Annotated in this window: 32 protein-coding genes and 1 pseudogene; 7 read left to right on the top strand and 26 right to left on the bottom strand. The window is 34.8% G+C overall.

The features are described 5' to 3' along the window. The 5 genes from MOO45_RS04775 to MOO45_RS04795 are packed head-to-tail and all read right to left on the bottom strand — an operon-like array spanning position 1 to position 4,393. Positions 1-2,226 carry a RelA/SpoT family protein gene (locus MOO45_RS04775; protein WP_249513812.1) on the bottom strand — a complete coding sequence of 742 codons (2,226 nt, stop codon included), beginning with the start codon at positions 2,224-2,226 and terminating at the stop codon, positions 1-3. Positions 2,227-2,254: 28 nt separating this feature from the next. Further along, positions 2,255-2,602, bottom strand: a complete 348-nt coding sequence (locus tag MOO45_RS04780) for a hypothetical protein (protein WP_249513813.1) — start codon at positions 2,600-2,602, stop codon at positions 2,255-2,257. Position 2,603: 1 nt separating this feature from the next. Then, on the bottom strand, positions 2,604-3,356 hold the full coding sequence (locus MOO45_RS04785; protein ID WP_249513814.1) for an RsmE family RNA methyltransferase: 753 nt from the start codon (positions 3,354-3,356) through the stop codon (positions 2,604-2,606). A 1-nt stretch (position 3,357) separates the two neighbouring features. Next, positions 3,358-4,221 (bottom strand): 50S ribosomal protein L11 methyltransferase, encoded by an 864-nt coding sequence (gene prmA, locus MOO45_RS04790; RefSeq protein WP_249513815.1) that lies wholly within the window; start codon positions 4,219-4,221, stop codon positions 3,358-3,360. Beyond that, complete coding sequence (locus tag MOO45_RS04795; protein ID WP_249513816.1) at positions 4,214-4,393, bottom strand: hypothetical protein; 180 nt, start codon at positions 4,391-4,393, stop codon at positions 4,214-4,216. The genes prmA and MOO45_RS04795 overlap by 8 nt, the downstream gene beginning before the upstream one ends. A 71-nt stretch (positions 4,394-4,464) precedes the next feature. Here MOO45_RS04795 and MOO45_RS04800 point away from each other — a divergent pair, with 71 nt between their 5' ends. Continuing rightward, positions 4,465-4,971 carry a YbaK/EbsC family protein gene (locus tag MOO45_RS04800; RefSeq protein WP_249513817.1) on the top strand — a complete coding sequence of 169 codons (507 nt, stop codon included), beginning with the start codon at positions 4,465-4,467 and terminating at the stop codon, positions 4,969-4,971. Here the strand turns inward: MOO45_RS04800 and MOO45_RS04805 are convergent. Beyond that, entirely contained in the window at positions 4,932-6,473 is a 1,542-nt protein-coding gene (locus tag MOO45_RS04805; RefSeq protein ID WP_249513818.1) for a glycosyltransferase family 39 protein, read from the bottom strand. The genes MOO45_RS04800 and MOO45_RS04805 overlap by 40 nt on opposite strands. A 189-nt stretch (positions 6,474-6,662) precedes the next feature. Here MOO45_RS04805 and MOO45_RS04810 point away from each other — a divergent pair, with 189 nt between their 5' ends. Continuing rightward, complete coding sequence (locus MOO45_RS04810) at positions 6,663-6,839, top strand: PspC domain-containing protein (RefSeq protein WP_249513819.1); 177 nt, start codon at positions 6,663-6,665, stop codon at positions 6,837-6,839. Positions 6,840-6,874: 35 nt separating this feature from the next. Here the strand turns inward: MOO45_RS04810 and MOO45_RS04815 are convergent, their stop codons facing one another. Continuing rightward, on the bottom strand, positions 6,875-7,120 hold the full coding sequence (locus MOO45_RS04815; RefSeq protein ID WP_249513820.1) for a helix-turn-helix transcriptional regulator: 246 nt from the start codon (positions 7,118-7,120) through the stop codon (positions 6,875-6,877). 122 nt (positions 7,121-7,242) lie between these two features. Here MOO45_RS04815 and MOO45_RS04820 point away from each other — a divergent pair, with 122 nt between their 5' ends. Next, positions 7,243-7,902 (top strand): XRE family transcriptional regulator, encoded by a 660-nt coding sequence (locus tag MOO45_RS04820; RefSeq protein WP_249513821.1) that lies wholly within the window; start codon positions 7,243-7,245, stop codon positions 7,900-7,902. 64 nt (positions 7,903-7,966) lie between these two features. Here MOO45_RS04820 and MOO45_RS04825 read toward each other — a convergent pair whose 3' ends face one another. From MOO45_RS04825 to MOO45_RS08130, 8 genes are all read right to left on the bottom strand, one after another. Beyond that, entirely contained in the window at positions 7,967-8,440 is a 474-nt protein-coding gene (locus MOO45_RS04825) for an S-ribosylhomocysteine lyase (RefSeq protein ID WP_249513822.1), read from the bottom strand. Between the two features lie 460 nt (positions 8,441-8,900). Next, complete coding sequence (gene rbsK, locus MOO45_RS04830; RefSeq protein ID WP_249515164.1) at positions 8,901-9,818, bottom strand: ribokinase; 918 nt, start codon at positions 9,816-9,818, stop codon at positions 8,901-8,903. Positions 9,819-9,970: 152 nt separating this feature from the next. Then, positions 9,971-11,374, bottom strand: a complete 1,404-nt coding sequence (locus tag MOO45_RS04835) for a monovalent cation:proton antiporter family protein (protein ID WP_249513823.1) — start codon at positions 11,372-11,374, stop codon at positions 9,971-9,973. 63 nt (positions 11,375-11,437) lie between these two features. Then, entirely contained in the window at positions 11,438-12,550 is a 1,113-nt protein-coding gene (locus tag MOO45_RS04840) for an MDR/zinc-dependent alcohol dehydrogenase-like family protein (protein ID WP_249513824.1), read from the bottom strand. 18 nt (positions 12,551-12,568) lie between these two features. Continuing rightward, positions 12,569-13,378 (bottom strand): ABC transporter permease, encoded by an 810-nt coding sequence (locus tag MOO45_RS04845; RefSeq protein WP_249513825.1) that lies wholly within the window; start codon positions 13,376-13,378, stop codon positions 12,569-12,571. Further along, positions 13,379-14,302 (bottom strand): ABC transporter ATP-binding protein, encoded by a 924-nt coding sequence (locus tag MOO45_RS04850; protein ID WP_249513826.1) that lies wholly within the window; start codon positions 14,300-14,302, stop codon positions 13,379-13,381. Between the two features lie 33 nt (positions 14,303-14,335). Next, positions 14,336-14,725 (bottom strand): hypothetical protein, encoded by a 390-nt coding sequence (locus MOO45_RS04855; protein WP_249513827.1) that lies wholly within the window; start codon positions 14,723-14,725, stop codon positions 14,336-14,338. 396 nt (positions 14,726-15,121) lie between these two features. Beyond that, entirely contained in the window at positions 15,122-15,250 is a 129-nt protein-coding gene (locus MOO45_RS08130) for a hypothetical protein (protein ID WP_260524457.1), read from the bottom strand. 141 nt (positions 15,251-15,391) lie between these two features. Between MOO45_RS08130 and MOO45_RS04860 the strand changes: the two genes are divergently transcribed. From MOO45_RS04860 to MOO45_RS08180, 4 genes and pseudogenes are all read left to right on the top strand, one after another. Further along, complete coding sequence (locus MOO45_RS04860; RefSeq protein WP_249513828.1) at positions 15,392-15,640, top strand: Ltp family lipoprotein; 249 nt, start codon at positions 15,392-15,394, stop codon at positions 15,638-15,640. A gap of 168 nt (positions 15,641-15,808) precedes the next feature. Continuing rightward, positions 15,809-16,507: a hypothetical protein gene (locus tag MOO45_RS04865; RefSeq protein ID WP_249513829.1), complete on the top strand. Its 699-nt coding sequence runs from the start codon at positions 15,809-15,811 to the stop codon at positions 16,505-16,507. Positions 16,508-16,553: 46 nt separating this feature from the next. Next, complete coding sequence (locus MOO45_RS04870) at positions 16,554-16,712, top strand: hypothetical protein (protein ID WP_249513830.1); 159 nt, start codon at positions 16,554-16,556, stop codon at positions 16,710-16,712. Between the two features lie 101 nt (positions 16,713-16,813). Next, positions 16,814-16,894: pseudogene (locus MOO45_RS08180) on the top strand (hypothetical protein); the annotation flags it as partial. A gap of 69 nt (positions 16,895-16,963) precedes the next feature. Here the strand turns inward: MOO45_RS08180 and MOO45_RS04875 are convergent. From MOO45_RS04875 to MOO45_RS04925, 11 genes are all read right to left on the bottom strand, one after another. After that, positions 16,964-17,188 carry a capsid assembly scaffolding protein Gp46 family protein gene (locus MOO45_RS04875; protein ID WP_249513831.1) on the bottom strand — a complete coding sequence of 75 codons (225 nt, stop codon included), beginning with the start codon at positions 17,186-17,188 and terminating at the stop codon, positions 16,964-16,966. 200 nt (positions 17,189-17,388) lie between these two features. Beyond that, positions 17,389-17,565, bottom strand: a complete 177-nt coding sequence (locus tag MOO45_RS04880) for a hypothetical protein (RefSeq protein WP_249513832.1) — start codon at positions 17,563-17,565, stop codon at positions 17,389-17,391. Beyond that, positions 17,562-18,971 (bottom strand): minor capsid protein, encoded by a 1,410-nt coding sequence (locus MOO45_RS04885; protein ID WP_249513833.1) that lies wholly within the window; start codon positions 18,969-18,971, stop codon positions 17,562-17,564. Before MOO45_RS04885 ends, MOO45_RS04880 begins: the two co-directional genes overlap by 4 nt. Further along, on the bottom strand, positions 18,968-20,335 hold the full coding sequence (locus MOO45_RS04890) for a phage portal protein (RefSeq protein ID WP_249513834.1): 1,368 nt from the start codon (positions 20,333-20,335) through the stop codon (positions 18,968-18,970). Before MOO45_RS04890 ends, MOO45_RS04885 begins: the two co-directional genes overlap by 4 nt. A gap of 11 nt (positions 20,336-20,346) precedes the next feature. Continuing rightward, entirely contained in the window at positions 20,347-21,615 is a 1,269-nt protein-coding gene (locus tag MOO45_RS04895; RefSeq protein WP_249515165.1) for a PBSX family phage terminase large subunit, read from the bottom strand. After that, positions 21,602-21,919, bottom strand: coding sequence for a terminase small subunit (locus MOO45_RS04900; RefSeq protein WP_317619023.1), 318 nt, complete (start codon positions 21,917-21,919; stop codon positions 21,602-21,604). Before MOO45_RS04900 ends, MOO45_RS04895 begins: the two co-directional genes overlap by 14 nt. Positions 21,920-22,071: 152 nt before the next feature. Continuing rightward, the gene (locus MOO45_RS04905; protein ID WP_249513835.1) at positions 22,072-22,299 is read right to left on the bottom strand and encodes a hypothetical protein; all 228 of its coding nucleotides are present in this window, start codon (positions 22,297-22,299) and stop codon (positions 22,072-22,074) included. A gap of 361 nt (positions 22,300-22,660) precedes the next feature. Next, a complete protein-coding gene (locus MOO45_RS04910) occupies positions 22,661-22,873 on the bottom strand; it encodes a helix-turn-helix domain-containing protein (RefSeq protein WP_396022401.1) in 213 nt (70 codons plus the stop codon). 159 nt (positions 22,874-23,032) lie between these two features. Beyond that, on the bottom strand, positions 23,033-23,170 hold the full coding sequence (locus tag MOO45_RS04915) for a hypothetical protein (protein WP_249513836.1): 138 nt from the start codon (positions 23,168-23,170) through the stop codon (positions 23,033-23,035). 106 nt (positions 23,171-23,276) lie between these two features. Next, positions 23,277-23,657, bottom strand: a complete 381-nt coding sequence (locus tag MOO45_RS04920) for a type II toxin-antitoxin system HicB family antitoxin (protein WP_249513837.1) — start codon at positions 23,655-23,657, stop codon at positions 23,277-23,279. 38 nt (positions 23,658-23,695) lie between these two features. Continuing rightward, positions 23,696-23,884, bottom strand: coding sequence for a type II toxin-antitoxin system HicA family toxin (locus MOO45_RS04925; RefSeq protein WP_249513838.1), 189 nt, complete (start codon positions 23,882-23,884; stop codon positions 23,696-23,698). Positions 23,885-24,323 lie beyond the last annotated feature (439 nt).

Genomic DNA, 24,323 nt, shown 5'->3' on the forward strand with positions numbered 1-24,323 from the left:
TCAATTAATAACTCTTTGAATATCATATACATCCGGAACATTCTTCAATTTATTGATAATATCTTTCAAATGTGTTAAATTGCGGACTTTAACTGACAAAGTAATATGTGCCATTCGATCAGCATCAATTCGACCATTCACTCCCGACAAAAGATTACTTTGTTTATTAACTACCTGTAAAACATCCGTTAACAATCCGTTTCGATTATAACCAAAAATCTCTAACTTAACGATATAACTATGCTGCCGAATATTGCCCCACTGAGCTTCAATTAAACGACTAGATTCATCTTCATTCTGGAGATTGGGGCAAGTTTGGCGGTGAATTGTAATTCCACGGCCCTTGGTAATATAACCCACAATTTTATCACCTGGGATAGGCGTACAACATTTCCCCATATGAATTAACAAGTTATCTGCACCTAAAATATTAATCTCACGATCTTCTGTTTCATTATTTGGCGTTGATAGTTCTGCATCGCTATTACCGTCATCATTGTGATGTGCATCACGCATAATTTGCTGCTCGAGCTCTTGCTGCTTTTGCAATTCTTGCTTTTTGCGATCGTTTTCGGTCAAGCGATTAACAACGCCAATTGTCGAAATTTCACCGTACCCTACCGTCGCCAATAGTTCGTCTTCATTGTCAAAATTATAGCGTTCCAACACACTTTGCAGACTTTTCTTATTTAAATAATTCTTTGGTGCCAGATTACGGTCTAATAATTCACGTTCAAGTTTATTACGACCCAGCTCAATATTATTTTGACGATCAACACTTTTGAAATAACGTTTAATTTTATTACGAGCTCGCGTTGTATAAACTAAATTTTCCCAATCTGGGCTAGGAGTAGCATTACTTTGCGTCAACAACTCAACTAAATCACCATTCCGCAATTTATAATCCAACGGCACCATCTTGCCATTAACCTTGACACCAATTGTATGATTGCCCACTTCGGTATGCACCTGATACGCGAAATCTAATGGAATGGAACCCTTAGGCAACTCCAAAACTTCACCTTTTGGCGTAAAGACATAAACCCGATCACTAAAAATGTCACCCTTAACACTTTGCATAAAATCAGCATCATTAGTGGTTTCTTCTTGGATTTCCATGATTTCTCGAAAAACATCAATTTGCTGATCATTTTGATCCAGCTGAATAGCCGATTTAGTACCTTCTTTATACGCCCAGTGCGCAGCAACCCCAAATTCAGCGATTTGATGCATATCATATGTCCGAATCTGAACCTCTAACGGGCGTCCGTGTGGTCCCATCACCGTAGTATGCAACGATTGATAGCCATTAACCTTGGGTACAGCAATATAATCTTTAAATCGTCCTGGCATGGGCTTCCATTGTGCGTGAATATTGCCCAGAACGCTGTAACAATCCTGAACTGAATTGACCATCACCCGAATCGCCAGCAGATCATACAGTTCTTCAAAGCGCTTATGCTTTTCCTGCATCTTCTTATAAATTGAATAAATATGCTTAGCACGACCACTAATATCATAATGCAAGTGAAGTTGATCAATATTGTTCTTCACTTTTTGCACGGCTTCTTGAATATAAGCTTCCCGCTGTGTCCGCTTAGAATTCATCAAATGAACAATCCGATAATATTGCTGCGGATTCAAGTAGCGTAAAGATAGATCTTCCAGTTCCCATTTAATCGTACTGATTCCCAAACGATCAGCCAACGGCGCATAAATTTCTAAAGTCTCATTCGCAATTCGATACTGCTTATCAGGACGCAAATAATTCAAAGTGCGCATATTGTTTAAACGATCGGCCAACTTAACCATAATCACACGCATATCTTTGGCTGTCGCTAACAACATTTTACGATGATTAGCCGCTAGTAATTCTTGATGTGACTTATATTTATATTTTGAAATTTTCGTAACACCTTCAACAATATTGCAAACATCATCACCAAATAATTCTCGAATATCTGCTGACACAATCTTGGTATCTTCGACCACATCATGCAAAAAACCTGCCGAAACCGTATCTGGATCCATTTTTAATTGAGCCAAAATGGCCGCTACTTGAATCGGATGTACAATATAAGCTTCGCCAGAAGCACGTTTTTGATCCTGATGGACATAATCCGCCATTTCATAAGCCTTTTTAATATAAGAGACATGTCTGTCATTCATATATTGTGAACATAAATCAAAAACTTCATCTGCTGTATAAACTTTTTCTTTCGACAATGTTTTTCACCTTCATTTACTCATAATTTTAGTCGCTCAATTTATGAGTTAATAAAAAAGCCAAATATTCAACTAGTAGGTACAACACAACTAATAAATAAGCGTAAAAGCTCGTTAAATAACGCAACAAAACTAACACCAAAAAAATAACAGGCAAAATTCCAAAAGTCCATTTAGGTTGTTGCGTCTTTTTAATCCAATGTCCAAATAAAGCCGCTAAACATAAATTTAAGACTAAAAATGACAATCCCACTCGCCAAGCTTTACCAACTTTAAAAGCGCTCATCATTAATGGAACAAGCATTGTTAATACAATCGTTAATAAAATAATCTTACAATATGGTGAATTCCAAAACTTTACAATATTCTTTTTCACGTTAATATTCCTTATTTAATTCAATCTGATATGATAATGCACTCAAAAAATACAAGGGTGCTGTTTCAGCACGCAAAATGCGTGGACCTAAACCACAACTAGTATATTTATTTTGCCTCAATTGAGCAATTTCTTCAACATTAAAACCACCTTCTGGTCCAAATAAACAAATCAGTGAAGCCTGCGGAGGTACTTGTTGTAAAGTTTGGGCTAACTGAGCAATTTCTCCTTGCTTAGCTGCCTCTTCGTATGCCACCAAACGATAATCTGCACGGTAATCCAATAACTGTGCCCAATTGAAATAACTCACTTCTGGAATGAACAAACGTTGCGACTGCGCAGCTGCGGCGGTGACAATTTCCTGTAGTCGTGCAATTTTCTTAGCTTGAACATTTTTTTTCCACTTCATAATTGAATATCGTGATTCAAAAAAAATCATCTTCGTAGCACCCAATTCCGTAGCTTTTTGGGCAATTAACTCAACTTTATCTTTTTTAGACAAAGCACAAGCCACCGTTACTTGCACAGGTAATTCCGTCTGACGTCGACTTTTAGCTTGTAAACGCACCACGAAATTTTTTGTAGTAATCTGTTCTACCGTTGCTAAAAAAGTTTGTTGTTGTGCATCAACTAACCAGAACTGTGATTTTTCCTGAAAATGCAAAACCCTAATCAAATGTTGATAATATGAATCGCCCAACTCTAATTGCTGCTCATCTGGTGCTAGTATATGTGACCAAAAGACTTGTTGCATCTTAATCCAGCTCCTTTTGGGCAATGATGCAACCCCAACCATCTAAAGTTAAAGTTTGCAAAACTACAAAGGGTTGTTGTGAAATCAACGATGTTAGGTGATCTATTTGCTCCACCAAGAAACCAGACAAAATAATATAACCAGCTGACTGGACATGACTGGCCAATTGCGGCAATAAAGCTACTAACGGTTCTAGTAACATATTAGCTGTTACCACAGAAGCTGTTTGATCAATCCCATCTAACAATGAATTTTGCTGGACTGTGAATGTCGCATTCAATTGATTTAACTGAAAATTATCTCGCGCAACTTGCACGGCTTCCGATGAAATATCATAACCATAAAGTTGTTTTATACCTAATTTAGCAGCCGCAATTGCTAGAATACCGGTTCCGGTCCCAACATCAATTAGTGATTTTTGATCATCTACATAAATTTCTAAGGCTTGCAGACATAATTTAGTCGTCGGGTGCTCACCTGTTCCAAAAGATTCCTGTGGTCGCATCAAAATTTCTGTTGGCTGTGGCGTTGCTGTGGTTTGCCAAGCAGGAACTATGCGTAAAAAGTGGGTTACAGCTACTGGCTGATAATACTGCTGCCACTGTTTTCCCCAATGCATATCCACATTTTCTTGAATTTGTAAATGATATTGCTGAGCATTTAGGCCCCATGTACTAAACTGATCAGCCAACTCTTGACACCACTGCTTTGTTAATTGCTGTGCTGGTAAATAAATTGCTAAACCTTGGTCATTGGGCAGATTCTCAATTCCTAAAATTTGTTGTGCGATTAAAACACTACTAATTAACTCAAAATTTTGCGGTTCGGTTAAAATCGCTAGCCGATTCCATTTTTCATCACTCATTTACATGATCCTTACTTGAATTTTTTTTACCATCTTGATATTTTTTAACCAAATGGTCAAAACGTCGTTGTGTTGCCAACATCTGATCATCATCAAGTGCAGTCCGTGATAACAATTTTGCAAAATCTTGTTGCTGTAAATCTATCTTATGATGTTTGTGTGTATTAAACATTTTTATCACCTAAAAACCAAATTATAGTCATGTTAAAATTATAAAATAATCTACACTAAAGGAGAACAACTATGTCAAAAAAGAAACGTTTATCAAAAACCTTAGTCGAAAAAATCTTAGATAAAAACCAGATTGCATACCAATCAGTCACTTTTGCTACTCAAAAACAAGGCGATGTTCAACAAATTAGCCCTGAACAAACAACCACACCACAAACTATTTACAAAACATTAGTTTTAGATGGTAATAAAACTGGTCCCCTTGTTGGCGTCATTCCATTGAATAAACACTTGAGTTATAAGCTTTTAGCCCAAGCCTCTCAAAATAAAAAAGTCGCCATGGTACCCTTAAAAAAATTAAAACAAACTTCTGGCTTTGAACATGGCGCAAATAGTCCAATTGGCATTCGTGAACAGCATAATTACCCGATATACTTTGATTCACAAGCCCAAATTGATCAACAAATTACTATTTCGGCTGGTAAAATTGGTCGCTCGGTAACTGTTGATATCAAAGATGTACTTTCCTTAGTTGATGGTCATTTAGCATCATTGTCCGTCGATAGCCCCGAAGATTGATTGTCTAATCGGAAAGATGGTTGCACAATCACGGTCAAGTAAAAGGGCAAAAATTGAATCAAATAGCGACTCATCCCCGATTCAAACAATAATAAATACAAAATACTACCCAAAATTGTCAAATTCAAACCACTTTGTAACAAATTAGGTTGTCTCTTCAATTGCTGCCAACAGCTGGGTAGAGCCAAAACTAATAACAAGATCCACCAGCACTGCGCAACAACATAAAAAATCGAAACATGACGTCCCAAAGGATAGAACAAACTACGTAAATATCCCCCGATTGTCCGTTTCTGGGGTCGAGTCTGTAACAAAAAACCATTTGCATTGGAATTGCGCCCCCAACCCCAAGAACCATCTTGGACCGTGTAGTAAAATTTGCGTGCCAAAAATGGTAAATAACGCCAATTCATCTTTTTAACGCGTTGCGTATAAACATCAATACTCAATTTACGCTTATTATTCTGGCCTTTTGTTGCTAACATTCGTGCAAAATCTCGTTGATTCCAATCTCCAACGCCTTGCGAACCCAACATCATATAATATGTCGATGGATGTTTCAATGATGTATTAATCGGATAAAGCTTTTGCGTTTTATTAATCTGACCAAAAAGACCGAAAAACAAGCCAAAACTCACACAAGCTGTTGCCAATAAACCGACATTTCGCCAACGTTTAGGCGATTTAAACATCACCATGATTAAACTAATCAAACATGCAGCTACTGCAAATATTACACTGGAAGCTTTGAGATAATAGCCAATCGCTATGACTAATCCCATGCTAATTGCTTCTAAATAACGCCATGAACTTTTCGTTCGCAGTAACAAAATGAGGAGCCAGAGGGCTAACGACGTCGTCAACAATGAAAGTGTATCGGTATAGGTAATGACCACCCAAGGACTCCAAATAAAAGTCAAGGTAAGTAAGATAAACAATAGTAGAGATTGATTTTTAGGTAAGATTTTTTTACCTGTCGCATAAAAAATCAAAACAGACACATCAATTGCCAAAGCATTAAACCAGTTGATGAAGGTCCACGATAAAGTAACATGGAGCCACAATGCCATTTTTTGCAAACCAGCGTAGAAATAAAACAAAAATAAGTTGTTGGGACAATACGACAAATAATTATAAGTCATGGTATGAAACGGTATACTTTTATCTTTATAGACATAACGCCTGACCAATGAATTGAGTGTTACCTGCGGATCCCAAGTACTCCCGGTACTCAAGGTTAGAATCAATATAATTTGGAGTGCAACGCCACAAATAAATAAAAGCCAGGCTATTTTGACTTTAGTTCGAATTGTCATTCGACGCCAAAAATACCAACCAACCACAAAGATCATACCCAAAATTATAATTAATAAGCTCAAAACTCCTGTTTGGCTGCGCAGACGTTGTGGTAAAAAAAACAACGCCGATAGTAACATTGCTACCACGATAATTAATGTGAAAAACTGCAATAATTTAGCCTTTTTGTTTTGAAAAACTGTCATTTCGATGCTCTCCTAAATAAATTACTCAATTAGTATATCAAATTTCTACTAAATATTTTTCATTCCACAAAAAAACAGTAACTTTAAAAGTTACTGCTCTTAAGTACCCCTGCCAAGGAACTACATTATACACCTAACCTATGATAAGATAAGCACAAATAATAAATTAAAAATAAATAGGTGATTTTTATGCATATTTCTATCCGTCGTTCTAGTCGTAATCGTGTAGTTGCTGGTGTTTTAGGAGGGTTAGCCGTTCATTTTGACTGGAACGCTAATTTACTCCGCATAATTTGGGTGTTGTTAACTTTAACTCCCTTTCCAGGTTTAATAATTTATTTAATTCTATGGTTGATAATGAAATAGCGATAATAGCTATAAAGCATGCTTTTTCGTCGTTATTATGTATCCCAATCATAGAATAAATGTTTAATCGAAACGTGGAATTTATGAGATATAATATACATCTCATAATCATGGAAAGGTGCCTTACCGCGTTCCTTTTGTTCGTATTGGCGTCGATTTTTTAAACCAATTAATTCTGCCATCTCCGCTGTTGTCAAACCATTGTTTATTCTCAAGGCTTTTAATTTAGTCTGTGGATGTACATAAATTTCCTTCAGCGTTTTTTTATCGATTCGTGCCATCTATTTAGCCTCCTCTTTTTATAATATCTCATATTGAGATATTTATGTCAATCTCGAATTACAAAATTCTAATTTGATAAAAAATAGCTCTCTGTGATATATTTATCTCAAGGAGGAATTTAATGGTTAAAAATGTTTTAGGACCAATTATTAAAAAATTAAGGATTCAGCAACATTTAACACAAGCTCAATTAAGCAAACTGACTGGCTTTAGTCAAAATACAATTTCTAATCATGAAAATCAAAAACGTGCTTTAAGTGAACAAGAAATTGCTACTTATGCCCATACATTTAAGGTGACTCCCCAATTTCTTTATGATCTGCAACAAAAAGATGCTCATGACCCTAGTCAAAACCATTCTTATACCTACTTTGACAAGGGTCTTTCTGCTGGATTACCAGAAAATGTGGAGGCTTTGACCAAGCAACAATCCAAAATTTTAAATTTGCCCGATCTCTTTTTGGGTAAATATGCTGGTCAACAAGATATTTTTACAATTAAAGTTAATGGCGAATCCATGAATCGGGTTTTACCGAATAATGCATTAATTGCTGTCAAGTCGGTTACTGAAATTGCTGAATTACATAATAACGATTTAGTTGTTTTTAAAGTTAATCAAGAATTGGCCGTTAAACGTTATTTTTATGATGCAATCAAGCAAACTATTATTTTTCGTCCAGATTCTAACGATCCACGTTTTCATAGTTTAACTTATTCATTAACTGATTTTGATGATGTTCAAATCATTGGACGCGTAATTCTTTGTATTACACAATTCTAGTAAATCATGTAAAAAACCAGATAGTAAATTATCATCGCTGATAAATACTATCTGGTCTTTTTTGCTAAATAACATTTCGTTCAAAGGGTTGATCACTAATGCCCTCTGCTAAAATCTTTTGACACCATTCTTTCGCACTGAATAAAGAGTGATCGCGATAATTACCACAACTATAAATATCGGTGCCTTGCACATCATCCCAAGTAATCTGTTCAGCAATTTCCTGTAAAGAACTCTTAAGCGCTTTGGCCACCTCAGTTGTGGAATGTTGTCCCCAAACAATCAAATGAAAACCTGTCCGACAGCCAAAAGGTGAACAATCAATCACACCTTCCAAACGATCACGTAACAAACCCGCTAACAAATGTTCAATAGTGTGCAAACCACCTGTGGGAATCGCATTTTCATTCGGTTGAACCAACCGCAAATCATAATTACTGATAATATCGCCCTTCACACCATGTTCTTCGCTGATCAATCGCACATAAGGTGCCTTCACTTTTGTATGATCCAAGGTGAAACTTTCTACTTTTGCCATGTTAACTTCTCCTTTCAAAGGATTATTTTACTCGCATTTCATAATTTTAAAATAATCATCGCAAATAAACTTGAATTAATCCCACGTTTTAACATATAATTTCGGTAAATTAATTTGATTTCAAAGAAAGATGGCAAAAATAATGTTTACTTTACTCTTATTATTATTAATTTTAGCGATTCTCAGTCTCATTTGGAACGTCTTTAAATTTTCCGTTCATCTACTTCCAGTAATCTTAATTCTCACAGTTATCTTCCTCTTATTAAAGTTAGTCTGGCTCATTTTGCCAGTAATTCTGATTTTTCTCTTGATTAAACTAGTCAATCGATAACCACCTAGCAATTTGTCGAATAAATTTTAACAAAAATCATGGTTTGATTTTTTGAAATTTTATTTTTTACAATTGCTTTAAATCAGTTCAAAAAAACTAAGATCAAATGCTATCTTAGTCTCATTGATTTTACTTAGATAATTGCTCAATCTCTTTTTGATACGGAATAGAAGGTTGCGCACCATAACGTTGCACAGTAATCGACGAAGCTTGATTCGCTAACAAAATCGCATCTGCTAAATTGGACAAATCAGGGTGCAAGATACTACTTAAAGCGCCAATAAAAGTATCACCGGCGGCTGTCGTGTCAACCGCGTGCACTTTCAACGCCGGCACCAAAGCAAAAGTCTGACCATCATCATAATAGGCCCCTTGCGCACCAACAGTTATGATAACAACCGCGACACCTAAAGCATGTAATGCAGTCGCTGCCTGTTTGGCGGAAGCTTCATCTACAACTTGAACACCTGTGATCACTTGTGCTTCCGTTTCATTGGGAATAATAATATCTGTCAATGCCAATAACTCTGGTGCAATCTCGGCTTTGGCTGGTGCCGGATTTAAGATTGTTTTGACACCAGATGCCTGTGCTAATTTAAAGGCTTCGATCGTAGCCTCTGATGATGTTTCAAATTGTGCAATAACAAAATCACTCTTTTGAATCGTCACTGTTTGTACCTGCACCTCAGATACACCAAAATCAAAGTTGGCACCTGCATAAATGATAATATTGTTTTCACCAGCATCATCGACAGAAATAAAAGCTTGTCCCGTTGTCTGGTCAGCAATCGTCTGAATTCCAGTCACATCAATGTCTTCATTTTGCAACATTTGACGCATCATCTGCCCTGGCGCATCATCACCAACTGCCCCGATGAAATGAGTTTGACTGCCTGCACGACACGCAGCTACAGCTTGATTGGCACCTTTACCACCACCAGCTGTATAATGTTCTTTCGCATGAATCGTCTCTCCCGGACGAACCAACTGTTCAACTCGCAAATTATTATCTAAATTAATACTCCCGACAATGGTTACCGTATTCATCATAATCATCTCACAATCGTAAATTTAGCCTAAAAACTGTCCACAAGGTTATTATTATCATACCTTACTTATTTAAAATAACCTAGAATTCAAAAAAAGCACTTAAATTAAGTGCTTAACTTTTAGTAAATTTGCGTCCCAATAGACTATCTTTATTTCGGATTACTTAAAGTGGTATGCAATTCAGAAATTTCGTCCCAAGGTCCTGTCAAAATTAAGTGATCGTGTAATTGCATGATCGTTTCGCCATGCGGAACCAGTGGCTTTCTTTGCCGGATAATTCTGCTGACAGTAATATCTTTAGGCAGCTGGGAAATCTGGGTACCAGCAAAATTAGGATTCAAAATCTCAAATTCGAAGATTTGGGAATGCGTCGAAGTAATAAGCGGTAAAATCCGTGGTGATTCAATGGCTGACCGCAAAACACCTACACCTACATCAAATGTGCTGAAATATTCAACATTAGCTTGTGCCAATTCTTCCGCCATTTGACTGGCTTCCTCCGGATCAGGATTATCCAGCCGAACTAAAACGCGCTCCACACCATACTTTTTAGCTGCTAAAGCTAACTCATAATTAGTTTTGGAATGGATTTGCGAAACAACGAGAACATCAGTATCAAAGACACCGTCTTGAATTAGGACATCCTCATCCAAGTTAGGCACCATAGTTATTGATACATGATCTTGATACGTATCGTAATTCTCTTGATGATTGGTATAAAGAGACACATCATACCACTCCTTGGGCAACTCTTGGCAAGCGGCGGCAGCTAAAGATGTTGCCCCCAGAATATGAACATTGGTCTTAGCTATCTGCTGCTCTTTGGGTTGATACAATTTTTTAAACATCAGTGGACCCAGCAAGCAAGTCAAAACAGCTCCAATTGTGAAAGCGCCACCTTGCGCAGCCGTTAGCGCGTGAATATCTTGCGCAATGGCGACACCGGATATCACTAAAGTAATGGTTGTTTCAGAAAGCCAAGTACCAGCGATAGAATTTTTCTTGGAAAAAAGTAATTGAAAGCCAAAATAGCTCGGCAATTTTGCCAGCAGGAAAGCCACCAATATTAGCGGAATCAAAATAAGCGTAGTTTTGGAGCTCAAAAGCGTAACGAGATTTAACTTAACACCAGTCAAAATAAAGAAAAATGGAATTAGAAAACCATAGCCAATCGCATTTAATTTCATTTCCGTACTCTTTTGCGGTTCTAGTAATTTAATCACAATACCCGCTAAGAACGCGCCTAAAATATTTTCTGCGCCGACCGACATCGCCAAAACAACCAAAATGACAATGACCAAGAAGGCAAAACGCATGTCTAATTGCGTAGTCGATTTAGTAAATTTATTGAAATTTTTAAAAAAGTTGCGAAAACGTGTCAATAGGAAGGAGGCAGCTAAAAAAACAAGTGAAAGTAACCATAAAGTGCCACCATTGCCACTTTTAATGGAGGAATAAATAGTCAACCCTAATAATGGAATAATTTCGCCTAAAACACCGAACAATAACAGCGTTTGTCCATAAGTATTACCGAGCAGATTATTTTCCTTCAAAATACTAATCATGACACCTAGAGAAACTGTGGCGAACAAATTAGATCTAAAACTAGAATCACCTTATTCTCGATAGTTCATAATAACCTTGCCAAAACGAGCATTAACATTATAAGTTTGGTGTAAAAAATCATCTCCATTATTTGGTGTAAATGATCCATAAATTTTAAAAGGTGGATTCTTTATGTCATATCTTCTTATAGCTTGAACCAAATCTTCAGTGGTTCCAATGCAATTACCTATAATTGAAATATTATTTATCATTACTTGGAGCATAATATCTTGTAGTTTATTTTCAATTACATAATCAGTCGGCTCATAAAAAGTTTTATGCTGATTTTTATAACCACATGTAATATATCTACCTCCTACATTGAGGTGATTGACAGCGGTTCCAATATGAAGATCAAAAAAAGGATCAAAAATGACATCAAATTTTTCCAGAATATCTGGCCATTTAATATTTTTACGTTCCATATAAAAATACTTTGCACCTTGCACAGTACTCAATTCTTCTTTGCTCCATGGTGTAGTTGATAAAATAGTAGTGTTAATACCACGATTCAGCAATCCTCTAATTATAAATAGCGAAGTATTAGAACGTGCACTCAATACTAGTGCACGTTCAGTACTATTTATATTACTACGTCTAATCATACTTTCAGATGTTTGGCCACCAATAGAAAATCCCGCAGCAATATTATTAGATATCTTAGTGTCTATTTTCAATAATTTAGAATGATGGAGACTTAACCAACCTTTTGATGTTTCATTAGTAACAACCCCAGGGGCAACATTAGGAGCAGGAGCATCAGGATATGCACAGTCAGGAATAACTCTATCACCTATTTTTAAATCTTTAACATCTGGACCAATTGCTATTACTTCGCCAACAAAATCAGATCCAAAATATGATATAGGAGATGCTTCACTCTCAAGTCCATAATTGATTTTATTACCATTTTTCACAATAATAGCTTTGTCACGATAATTACACGAAAAAGAAAGTACTTTTATTAATACAAAACCACCATTTTTATAACTGCCTTTATCAAATCTTGGTTTATTAACATCTAAAGTGCCAACTTTTATTTCATTTTCTGCTATCTGTATAGGATTACTATTACATCTAGAATAAGGAATTAATTTGTCATTTATCAAACCTATAATTTTCAACTTTATAACCTCCATGAATTATAAATTTAATGTAATTTTTTCACGATTAAATTTTTTAACTACTATTTTAAATATTACAAAATCAATTATTACCAAAATAAATGCTAATAATAACGTTACTAAAACATTAAAAATCAGCAATCCACTTGCTTGAGAAATTATTAATCCAATAAGCGGTAAAATCAAAACCATAGAAACCGATTGTGCAGATTTACTAGATGAAACTCTTTGGGAAACCATAATTACCAATAATATAGATAAAAAAGTAATTACCGGAACTAAAACAAATCCTACAGTGATCCAAACAGCATTAGGAAAAATAACTCTACCAAAAATAGTTAAACCAACAGTATCCAGAATAATACCGTAAATTAATATAGATCCCCAAGTTATAAAAACACTTGGAATAGCTGCTGCCATAATCTTGCCCAAGATTAATTCTGAATCAGTGACAGGTGTATACAGCAATCCTTCCAATGTTTTATTTTCTTTTTCACCAACAAAACTAGTACTAGCAATAACAGTAGAAACAATAATTGGAATTAATAAAAATAATGGAATGAAAAAATAAATAAACAAAGCGTACGTACCAATTTGACTATGAGAAATATTATTCGGTAAAAACTTGACACTTAAATTCCCCAAAAACTGATTAATGCCACTTACATTTTGAATTAAAGCATTCCTAGTACCTCCAATAATGATTAATAAGGGTAAAATTATACTGAAAATTATAGGTATGATGAACAATGATGTCAGCGTTGCTTTATCTTTTTTTATTTCTAACAATTCTTTATTCATAATAGTAACAACTCTATTTTTATTCACTTACAGCACTCCTTTACCTAATAGATCAAAATATAATTCTTTAATTGTATGTTCAACTTTGTTAATTCCGATTACATCAACATTTGATGTAATCGTAGCAATTATTTTAGGAATGGATTGTTTGTTTTTCACTGTTAAATAAACTTTTTCATTTTTAAAGAAGTAATTATTAGAAAAATTTTGATCAAAATAATCTCTAGCTTTGTTGGCATTATCCAACTCTATTTTTAATTGTGTAGTTGGCCAATGTTCATTAATTAATCTATTTGATTCTCCTTGGACAATTACCCGTCCACTATTCATTATTAAAATATCCGTTGCTAATTGTTCTAGACCATCTAATTGATGAGTAGCCATAATAATTGTAGTATCTTTCTCTTCAATATAACTCTCAAGACAATCAATTAACTTCCGAGATGTTTGTGGATCCAAACCAGATGTAGGTTCATCCAATATTAATAATTTTGGTTTAGGTAATAATGATCTAATCAGCAATACTTTTTGTCTCATTCCTTTGCTTAATTGCTTTACCTTGTCATCCGATCTAGATACCAGCTCAAATACATCCAATAACTCAGCAATATCTGACATAGCCCTTTTTGCAGGAATATTATATAAATTAGCCCAAATACGTAAATTTTCCATTATACTTAGATTTTCATACAATGATCCGTCATTTTGAACGCTTATTTTTTCCCTTAATTTATCTGCTACTTTGCGAGAATTTAATTTCTGATTAAAAATAACAATATCTCCGTTATTTGGTACAATTAGCCCAGTCAACAACCTGATAGTAGTAGTTTTACCTGCACCATTTGGACCTAATAACGCTAAAACATGTCCTTTAGCAAGTGAAAAACTCATATCATTAACAACATTTATACCGTTAATTTTCTTGCTGACATTATTAAAATTTATTATCATAAAATAATTTTTCTCCTTCTAGTTACTAAATAATTAAATTTTATTTTTGGGTCTTATAGCAATTATAAAAATAGAAATGAATGTCACAATTAATCCTGTATAAATCATTAACCAGTAAGAAGAAAAATTATTTTGTAAAATTTTAATTGGACTCAATAATCCCGTGAAAGACCACTTTTTAAACCAATCAATATTATTAATTACGGTTGTAATTATTATTAACAACTCTATTAAGGCCGATGCAACAAAGGCAGAATCCAATAAAATTGCCAAGCATGTCCCCAAAATGGTAACAAAAAGTACTCCCATTGTTTCAAATAAGATCATATAAATAGCATTTTTGAAATTCAAATTAGAATAGTAAATCCAAGTCATATATATTGAAAATAAGCCACCCAACCAAACCATTCTTCTATTTACCATAAAAATATCCCATAAGTATCAGCTTTTTAAGTCGTCAGTCTTTGGACAATTGATCACAGTTCATTTAACACATTAGAACAGATTTTGTATTCTCACAATAAATAATTATACACTTTTACTGTGAACACCACTCATAAGTAATTCTAAATCAGTTACATTTTTAAACTTAACCTACATTAGATTAAAATAATAACATTAATTCAAAAAATGCACCATAACATAAATAATTTTATAATACAATAATTTGGTAGTGATTAATGTTGTGAATTGTATTTCTGTCTGAAAAACTATTCACTTGCTAAAACTAAAAATGTACAAAAATAACTGTTTTTTTTGATATACTTAAATTAGAAATTATTGTGATACTTATGATTAAAAATATACTTATAGGAAAATTTAATAACGGACACAATCCAAATCAACCAGCAAAATCAGTATCCGCAACCAGTTAGTCAAAAAATTAAAAATATTCTTACAAACGTTGGCAGTTTTAGGCAATAATTTTTGCCATTGTCGTAATTGCAATTGTCAGTCCTTATGATGATGAAACTGACGACAGCTAATCAGCACCTAAATCACAAGAACCGACTAAATCGTCTGTTCAATCAGATATCAGATCACAGTGACGCTTTAACAGATACTCAAATATACTCTGATTCACAACATATGTACAAACAAGGTATTTATGATCAATTAATTTCTGAGTATGGAAATAAATTTTTGCCGCAAGCAACACAGTATGCTACAGACAATTTGCAAACTGACTATAATGCAAACGCCCTGGCTTCAGCTAAAAATTATGAACAAGTCGAACATCTTTCTACCGAAGAAATTCGCGATCAACTTACCTCTCAATATGGTGAGAAATTTTCACCAGACGAAGCAAATTATGCAGTTCAACATTCAAACGATTAGACCCCTTTTTATAGGGATTGCCACCCTTGTTGCTGGATTTTATACATTTTCAAATGGGAACCCTGATGCGACTTTTCAGCAAAACCATTTTGCTTGAAAAGTTTAACCATCTCTTTCGATTTCATCAGCTATACTTTAAAGTAACTATAAATTTAAGGAGAAATTTGGATGTTTACATCACATATAACAAAGCAAAATTTTAGAGAAATCAACAAAACGACTTGGCGATATTGCAAATTAAATACTTTAAGACCGCTTTTCATAATCGTAGACTTTTTAATAATCTGTATTTGGATTAACGAATATCTTACAGATAAAAGGCAATTGATGAGCTGGATAATTATTGGACTATTTTTTATCATAGTATATCCATTTATAGCCAAATTAATATACACAACAATGTCCAACCGGAAATTCAAAAAATCAATTTTGGAATCTGATAATAACCTTTACTTCATTTTATTTTTTAATAAAAGCGAACAAACAAAAAATAGCTATAGAGAATTATTCGAAAAATTACCAGACCTAGTCACAGCATATAAATTTAAAAAAATAGCCATGCCTGATAATCCAGATTACAATTTAAAAGCTGATCCCATTTTTAACGAAATATTCAAAAAATTCGATATTGTGGCACCTACACAAAAATATAATAAGTTAATTGAAACAGACAATTTCTTGCTTTTAACACAAAAAATTTTAAAGCCATCTGGTATTTTTATATCGACAGGCAAATCATATATTATAACTAAATCTAAGAAAAATTTACACACATTTAAAACCAATCCTGAGTTAATTCAAAAATTAAAATCTATAACAAAGCATAGTGTCATTGCAACATCTAACCCTGAAATATTAAACTCATAAAGAAGCTGCAGCGGTTCGTGGTGGCTCTATTATTAATGGTGTCTTTTTGCGCGCCCACTTGGTAGATGAAATTTCCTTAGTCTTGGCACCACACATTAACGGTAATACTAATGAAAAAGCAGTTTTTGACACTTTGGAAACATTTATTGACGATATATTTGCGTTTGATAACGCGCAGATGGCGGCGTTCCAGCAATCGTCCTAGCGTTTTGTCATTCATCTTTGTTATTACCCGCCTTTTTAGCTTACGCGATTATGATCTAGCTGAATTATTGGCAAATTTGGCAACCGCTTGTTACTTGGGACATGCGGGTAGCCACAATCATCTTTGCTTTACGTGCAATCGTTGATTTCACAACTTGTGGACTGATGAAAAAGCGACGCAACACCTTATTTCATCATTGGGACACCCTCATTTACACGCCACTTTGTATCTGGCTATCTTTGACCACTTTACTACAAATTATCATGTTCAGCATCTCGCTTTTGATCTGCTGTCATCTTGGCTTCTTTTTTCACCTGCTCAATAACGTCAGCCTTGGCTTTTTCAATAGCTTCATTTTGTTTTTTCTCCGATTCCTCCTTTTCACGCGCTAATCGCTTTTGAACGATTTGATTTACTTCTTCATCGGTGTATCGTTTTGTTTGTTCTTCTTGATTCTCTTGATTTTCTTCAGCCATGTTAATAGCTCCTTTCCATTGCTTTTAGCGTGAATCAATGCTTGCACGTTCCATAAAGTTTACTGACATTAATGCTTGGTCATTTTTAGGCATAATAAAAACGCCCTAATTTTCGATTTAAGGCGTTTTATTAAATTACATATAATTGTTCATAGCTACTAACAGAATTGAAGTAGTCTATCACAAACATAACGCTATGCCTATTCCTGTTTCTTTGGTAACTCGTTACCATTTTCATCCAGGCCATGAGTTCTTCGAAACTCTGCCATGAAAGCTTTATGCTTGGCTTCTATTTTCGGTGTAGTTTCTCGTTTAACTAATTTTAGTTCATCAGGTTTTCCCTGCCAGCGATCATCGGAGTAAGGCTTTTGGCTCATTTCAATTCCTCCAATACAATAATGGGTTTATGAGTTTCATCAAAATACATATCTAAAATTTTAAACATCGTACCACGTTTAAATAACACTTCTTGTTCAGCATCATTATAACCTTTTAAATCGGATCCCGAATGTGAATTTAAAATAATCATTCTCACATCATCTTCAGAATCATAAATTCCTTTACTAGTAGATACATAAGATTTAAATTCATAGATATCTTGCTCTTTAAAACTATCTAAAAATGAATCCATTGTTTCGGGATTTTGAAATTTATATGAACGATTTAATTGAGCATAGCTACCATCAAATTTAGGTAATTTATTCAAAGCTTTATCTAAATTAGTCATCATTTGCTTCTGCTGTGAGGTTAATTGATCACCTTTTCGCAAAGCCTCATTTAACGGATACGAATCAAAACTAATATATTTATTCAATGCACCTAACTTATCATCATCCAAATCTTGTGGATTGAGCCTCTTCCTTGCTAGATAGTCTTCAAACTCACTCCGTGCATCACCAGCTTTAGAACACCGACAATTGGGGTGAATTGGAATATCTGGAACATCTTGAATCGGATAAATACCCTCATCTGCATCAGCTATCTCTCGACAAGTTCGACACGCACTCGGTTCAGCAATCCATTTTACATAGCGAACACCATAGTTATTAAAACTAGTCATCTGGGCTTGGTCTTGTACGCGTGCCATTTCAGTTCGTGCTAACCGTTGCGCGACATATGTTTTATTTTTAATGTCATCACTAATCATTGGCATTAAATCATGTTGCAATTTCTCAGGATTCAAACCTTGTGTCAGTGCATTAGTTAAATCAATTCCAACAGTAGCTTGTAATGCACTCATGGAATTCCATAATCTCTCGGACCATTGAGCGTTTTGATATGAAGCATTAACTACTGTTTCAGCATTAGCTTTCAATTTGGCATCTGAATTCTTGTAATCGCCAAAAATACCAGCTTGGCGTTCAATTTCTTTTAAATATGAATCGCTTAGCTTATTTTTGAGTGATTTCTCAACTTGAGCACCATGTTCAACTAACGTTTGCCCAATTTGAGATTTAATCATCTCTAAACGGTTAATTCGCATAGTGGCATTATAAAGCCTCATCTGTTGATTAGCATAATCACTGAAATCTTTGTTAGGTACCATTTGCGCAGCTTCTTGAGCTAACTTTTCAATATCAGCATTAGAAATCTGCTTCATAGCATCAGTTAAACTAAGGTTTTCAGCTTTAGCATAATTCAAATAAAATTGATTAATCTGACTTTGAATATCTTTAAGCGCTTGGTTATAGTATTTTTCTAACTCTTTATCAAACTGTTGGTCTTGTTTGATATTAGAATTAATCCAATTTTTTTCACGCTGTTTCCAATAGTCCTTGGTCATTGTTCATCATCTTCATCTGAATTATCAGACTTTTCAGAATCTGAACCTGCAAACTGTTGTTGATTAACCACTACGCGTTTCACTTTTTCATCTTGCTCATCAGCAATTTTTTTAAGTTCCGCTTTTGGATCAGATACAAAAGATAACGTTGATAGCAATGTTTCTTGACTTACAATGCCATTCAACTTGTTAGCTGTATCCGCTTCTTCCGAATTATTATTCGGCAAATTCCGTACAAAGTGAAACTCTAACTTATTGCCTAAATTCTCAACATTCAACCCAAAGCTCACGGTTTTGGTTACCAAATTAAACACTTTCCGTAATTGCTTAGTAAACTTACGTTCTTTATTCGACGTTAAGTTTCGCATCGAAAGCAATTTATATTCTAAGGATCTACCACTGGTAGCATTGCCAAACACCTCATCGTTAATATTTGCTACCATTGAAATCTGAAATATCAAATTAGTTATTCGATCAATCAAATGCTCTTGAGTAGTATCCGCATTGGGCTTTTCTAAGAATTTAGCATCAATGTCGGCACTAGAATCTTGAGCAATCGCTTGAATCAACCTGCTATCTTTGATAGCCAGTTGGTCTCCATCATCAAGTTGAAATCCTTTGAGAAATAAATATGCATCCGCAAAATAATCAACATCATCCGCTTTATTGCTCAAAGTCTTGTTTAGCGAATCAATTAGTGTCTTAACATCATCCGTAATTCCTGTGCGTTCTTCGTTATCATAGAACTCAATTGCTGGAACCCCTTGAAATAATAATGATTGCTCATTAATTACTGTTGCATTATTAAACTGAATTAAGCGATCCGCTAAATAAACAGTTCCACTAATACTCAAGTCTGTACCAACTGTGTATTGAACAAAGGCTAAAGGTTCATGAGCCACCGAATCGTCATAAATAATAAATCCTGAATACGGTGGTACCACAGTCACTTTGGTTTCTGAATTCTCATTTGTATAAATCAATAAATAAGTTTTGCCATACAGGGAAGATTGCTTGGATACTTCACTCAATTCGTCTGTAAAATCTGATTCATTCAACCAATCCTGCAATGCCTGGTTAATTGAGTCACCATCAATCTTAATAGTGGGCGGAATTCCTACAAAAAAACCATTCAGTGTATCAACAAGGTATTTACTCATGTTGACAACTAAATGGTTATGGTAATCATCAATTCGATTGCTATTCTTGGGATGTGCTAAATAGTAATCCAGCTTTTCTTTAAACACAGGTACGTCATTTGCTCGATGATACTCAATAAATTCTTTAATATCATCTTGTGTTAAATCTTGGCCCTTTGGAAATAAATAATTCCCGTTATAGTCAATTGACCCTTTAGTTAACATCCTCAACCTCCTTAAAATAAAATATTTTTACTTAACTTGATTTTTGGTGAACCTTTTCCATTGATTTCTTCCACAGCATATCGCGTGGCATCAATCACGTGGTTATAACTATCAATGGGCTTATTGATATATTCACCTGATTTTTTATCTTTCTGATAAGTGTAATTTTCCAGTTCTTCAATCATCTTCACGCAACGATCATCAATCACTAATTTAAATTGCTGTAAAAATGAAATACCTTGAATAATGGAATCAGGACCCTTTTTAGCTGGTCGAATGCGATAGATTCCATTTCTGCGCATTTCTTCAATGGATTTCTTTTCAGCAGCATCGGCAGTAATTACTTCTTTTTCGTAACCTAAATCCTTAATGACTTTCGCCAGTTCACTATTGATTAAACCTTTTTTCGTATACTCTTCAATCGCATATAAAACTTTATTCGGTACATCAACTTTCACATGAATAAAAGCACTCGGGTCATTGACATACCCAAAGTCCAAGCCAAACATTGACGGCAAATCCTTTAACTCATCTGAATTAGGATTCAATCTTTTAGTTTCAAAACTAGGAAACACCAGTTTATCCAACGTGGCAAAGTCACCTAACGCATAAATCTTATAATAAGCCGGATTCGTATTTTTTAAATTCTCAATAATCTCACGGTTATCTTCGTCTAAAAAACGATTATCTGTATATGTTGATTGATAAACAACCACCTTGTCTGGATCGTTCAATTGACCATCAAAGAACTGTTTATACACCCAATTCAATTTGGATACCGGATTAAACATCAAATAAATCTGCCGCTGCTTGTGTTTAGGTTCCCTAAGCCGCAAGGTCAGCTGCGTGTAATCCTCCAAATTAAATTCCGTGGCTTCTTCCATAACCACATCACTTAAGCCTTTAATAGACTTGATTTTTTCAGGATCATCCATGCCCTTGAATAAAAAAACACCGCCGTTTGGCAGTGTAATCGTGAAATCCGTTTTATTAACTTTACATAAATCCAGTAATTTAAATGTTTTGAGACAATCAAGCACATCACTGAAGATAGAATCCTTAATTGACCGCCCAACCTTGCGAGTAAACAAGATCTTGCGTGGATACTTCCAGTTTTTTAAAGCCTTGATTACGACTTTTTGCACTACACCATGACTTTTACCACTGGACGCTCCGCCATACCAAATCTCCGTAAAGTGTTCATAATCATTCAGTTTCTCCCAAACTTGTCGATTGAATACGTGACTAGGATGCGGGAACTTAATATTAATCGTTGGCATCATATTCACCATCACTATCAATGCTAATATTCAAGTCACCATCAATTTGCTTGCGATCGGTGAACATTGACTTCGTTTTCCCGAGCAATTCAGCAGCTTTCAATCGATCCTTACCACTTAACTCAACATTTGAAAACAATCCCTTGGCTGTTGCCACCGTTTCCGTCTCATCACCGCGCAAAACTGAAGTTAAGAACTCTTGAATTTCTTTTGCATCAGCAATTTTTGAAGAATGAATTAAATCTTGTTGTTTATCAATATAAGCTTTAATATAAGGTTTTTTTAAGTTTTCATTACCAATCACACCAGCAGTTTTTCGACTATAACCAGCGCTAATTGCTGCTCTGGTGGCATTGCCATATTGAAATATTCATCCACAAACAGTCTTTGCTTAGCAGTTAATTTATGTTTCATTAAGTCATCACCACACCTCCATTAATTTGAAACTACATATGCTCATCTACTTTTATGTTCTTTGAACTTCAGAATATCCTGTGCACTTTCCAAATCAATTACATAGCTCGTATTATCTCCGTTAAGTATTAGATTGAAGTAACCGTCGTTTCCTCGATGCAGTTCACTAATCACTGCTACTTGATTGGGATCAATCCATGCTCTGTAACTATCATTTTCCAGCACTCTTTGTGCGTCTTCATCATAATCAAATGTAATAATTTCAAACATTTATTGCACCATCGCCTTTTCACAGTTATTGAACTCTGCCTTGATTTTTTTAACATCACAACCACGCGTTTTCAGATTGCTGATAGTTCTCGCCAAGTTGGCATATAAGTCAATCCATCTGGGGTCACCACGTTGGCGATACCTGGTAATTAGTCTGAATGTTGCTTTGACGTCATCTCTGTTGCAGATATCATTTCGATAATCAGCTAGCATCTCTTTATTCAGGTTTCCGTCCATTACTTCAATAGATTTAAATTTTAGTGTCATGTCTAAATTCCTTTATTTTGAGTATAAAAATAGCAACCATCACTGGTTGCTTATGTAATATTTAGATTAAAAAAGTGACACTCTAGTTTGAGTATCACTTCTTTTTTCTTGGGTCTTTGATACCAGTCACAGCTTCCATACCTTTGGTAGTTACCACAATAGTTTTACCAAAGCGTCTATACGTTCCCTTGGGCCATTTATCCTTGGATTGTCGTAATGATATTCTAACGTAAGATTCACTTTTCCCCCAAATCTCAGCTGCTTCACTGGAACTCATAATATCCGGATTATCCAAATTTATGTTCAATTAACACACCTCAAAACTATATCCAGTATCAAGCCTAGCGATAATGCTGTAATAATTGAAATTATATACTTGTGTAATTGCTTATTTTGAAGTTTATTTTTGTCCATGTTATATTGAGTACAGCAATAAGCAAGGTCTCCAGCCCTGCTTATTATTAACTTACTTGTGAAAGATTAGCTTATTTATTAGTTTGATTAAGTCATCAATCGGATAAGCCCAAGCAGCGATTGCACCGTACTTCGCAATCAGAATACCCGCTTCTTTCGCGGTAAGTTTTTTCTTTTGCTTACTCAACATCTCACCTCCTTACATCTATTATATTATCACCTTACCGTTATAAAGTCAACACTTTATCGTGATATCACAACAATAAAAAGCACTCAATTGAGTGCTTTAATTACTATTAAACTTCTAATTTAGCCTTCAATGCTTCGGTTAATACTGCTGAAAAGTTAATCTCTTTTTCTTTGCCTAGTTTGACCAAATACTCTGGAACTGATACGTTCTTGCGAACTGTCTTTGGATTTTGGCGGTGATACTCGTCCATATCAACATTTACAATCGTTTTAATATCTTTGTCGCCGATCTGTACATCCTCCAGTGGAGTCGCTTTAGGATATTCAGTATCATCTTCCAAAGCCAAGCCAATTAAATCTTGGGCCATAGTTAAAGCATCACTCATTGATTCTCCTTGCGTCCAACCGCCTTGAATATCGGGAATCTCCACCGTGTATCCAACGTCTTCTGGATGCAAAATAACTGGATAGACAACTACTTTTTTCATGAAATATCCTCCTTTTGAGAGAGTACAGAAACAGGGGCTTATTTCAGCCCTGCTTCTTTTAAAATACCTTGTTCCATACCCTTCTTTAATTCTTTAGAATGAATTGGAACAAAGACGGTCACGTTTGTTATAGGATTATACATTTTCAAATGGGAACCCTGCTGTGACTTTTCAATAAAACCGTTTTGCTTGAGAAGTTTAACCATCTCTCTCGGTTTCATTGGCATTTCTTATACCCCCTCCTTATTACAATCATTATTATACACAACAATGCGTATAATAGCAAGCGATATATTAGTTATTTAAAAAATATTCCAGTTGGGCCAAAAAGTGGCTCTCATATTTGATTTGTATGCAATTTAAATTTGATTTACGTCTAACTATATTCAATACAACTATAATTGCTTTGTGGGCTTAATATCGGCTGTTGCGTTGATTCGTTATTTTTGACACAAAAAAATCGCCCGTCGGCGACTCGATTTGACATTTTACTACTGCTAAATCCTTAAGGGTACAAAAACAAGTCTGGGTAAGGCTGGTTATTATGTTCCATTTTACTACTGCTAAATCCTTAAGGGTACAAAAACCGATAAAAGTGCTAAGTCTTTAATAGACGAATTTTACTACTGCTAAATCCTTAAGGGTACAAAAACTAATAATGAACTA

Source organism: Bombilactobacillus folatiphilus (assembly GCF_023380265.1).
GTDB lineage: Bacteria > Bacillota > Bacilli > Lactobacillales > Lactobacillaceae > Bombilactobacillus > Bombilactobacillus folatiphilus.

Bases quoted from the DNA above. Each gene is read 5' to 3' on its own strand.
- MOO45_RS04855 (WP_249513827.1), bottom strand. From the start codon at position 14,725: ATGGTAAATAGAAGAATGGTTTGGTTGGGTGGCTTATTTTCAATATAT.
- MOO45_RS04810 (WP_249513819.1), top strand. From the start codon at position 6,663: ATGCATATTTCTATCCGTCGTTCTAGTCGTAATCGTGTAGTTGCTGGT.
- MOO45_RS04915 (WP_249513836.1), bottom strand. From the start codon at position 23,170: ATGTTGAGTAAGCAAAAGAAAAAACTTACCGCGAAAGAAGCGGGTATT.
- MOO45_RS04785 (WP_249513814.1), bottom strand. From the start codon at position 3,356: ATGCAACAAGTCTTTTGGTCACATATACTAGCACCAGATGAGCAGCAA.
- MOO45_RS04795 (WP_249513816.1), bottom strand. From the start codon at position 4,393: ATGTTTAATACACACAAACATCATAAGATAGATTTACAGCAACAAGAT.
- MOO45_RS04925 (WP_249513838.1), bottom strand. From the start codon at position 23,884: ATGCCAATGAAACCGAGAGAGATGGTTAAACTTCTCAAGCAAAACGGT.
- MOO45_RS04850 (WP_249513826.1), bottom strand. From the start codon at position 14,302: ATGATAATAAATTTTAATAATGTCAGCAAGAAAATTAACGGTATAAAT.
- MOO45_RS04920 (WP_249513837.1), bottom strand. From the start codon at position 23,657: ATGAAAAAAGTAGTTGTCTATCCAGTTATTTTGCATCCAGAAGACGTT.
- MOO45_RS04905 (WP_249513835.1), bottom strand. From the start codon at position 22,299: ATGTTTGAAATTATTACATTTGATTATGATGAAGACGCACAAAGAGTG.
- MOO45_RS04890 (WP_249513834.1), bottom strand. From the start codon at position 20,335: ATGTTAACTAAAGGGTCAATTGACTATAACGGGAATTATTTATTTCCA.
- prmA (WP_249513815.1), bottom strand. From the start codon at position 4,221: ATGAGTGATGAAAAATGGAATCGGCTAGCGATTTTAACCGAACCGCAA.
- rbsK (WP_249515164.1), bottom strand. From the start codon at position 9,818: ATGAATACGGTAACCATTGTCGGGAGTATTAATTTAGATAATAATTTG.
- MOO45_RS04895 (WP_249515165.1), bottom strand. From the start codon at position 21,615: ATGCCAACGATTAATATTAAGTTCCCGCATCCTAGTCACGTATTCAAT.
- MOO45_RS04815 (WP_249513820.1), bottom strand. From the start codon at position 7,120: ATGGCACGAATCGATAAAAAAACGCTGAAGGAAATTTATGTACATCCA.
- MOO45_RS04865 (WP_249513829.1), top strand. From the start codon at position 15,809: ATGTTTACATCACATATAACAAAGCAAAATTTTAGAGAAATCAACAAA.
- MOO45_RS04805 (WP_249513818.1), bottom strand. From the start codon at position 6,473: ATGACAGTTTTTCAAAACAAAAAGGCTAAATTATTGCAGTTTTTCACA.
- MOO45_RS04825 (WP_249513822.1), bottom strand. From the start codon at position 8,440: ATGGCAAAAGTAGAAAGTTTCACCTTGGATCATACAAAAGTGAAGGCA.
- MOO45_RS04800 (WP_249513817.1), top strand. From the start codon at position 4,465: ATGTCAAAAAAGAAACGTTTATCAAAAACCTTAGTCGAAAAAATCTTA.
- MOO45_RS04880 (WP_249513832.1), bottom strand. From the start codon at position 17,565: ATGAGCCAAAAGCCTTACTCCGATGATCGCTGGCAGGGAAAACCTGAT.
- MOO45_RS04820 (WP_249513821.1), top strand. From the start codon at position 7,243: ATGGTTAAAAATGTTTTAGGACCAATTATTAAAAAATTAAGGATTCAG.
- MOO45_RS04885 (WP_249513833.1), bottom strand. From the start codon at position 18,971: ATGACCAAGGACTATTGGAAACAGCGTGAAAAAAATTGGATTAATTCT.
- MOO45_RS04875 (WP_249513831.1), bottom strand. From the start codon at position 17,188: ATGGCTGAAGAAAATCAAGAGAATCAAGAAGAACAAACAAAACGATAC.
- MOO45_RS04860 (WP_249513828.1), top strand. From the start codon at position 15,392: ATGTACAAACAAGGTATTTATGATCAATTAATTTCTGAGTATGGAAAT.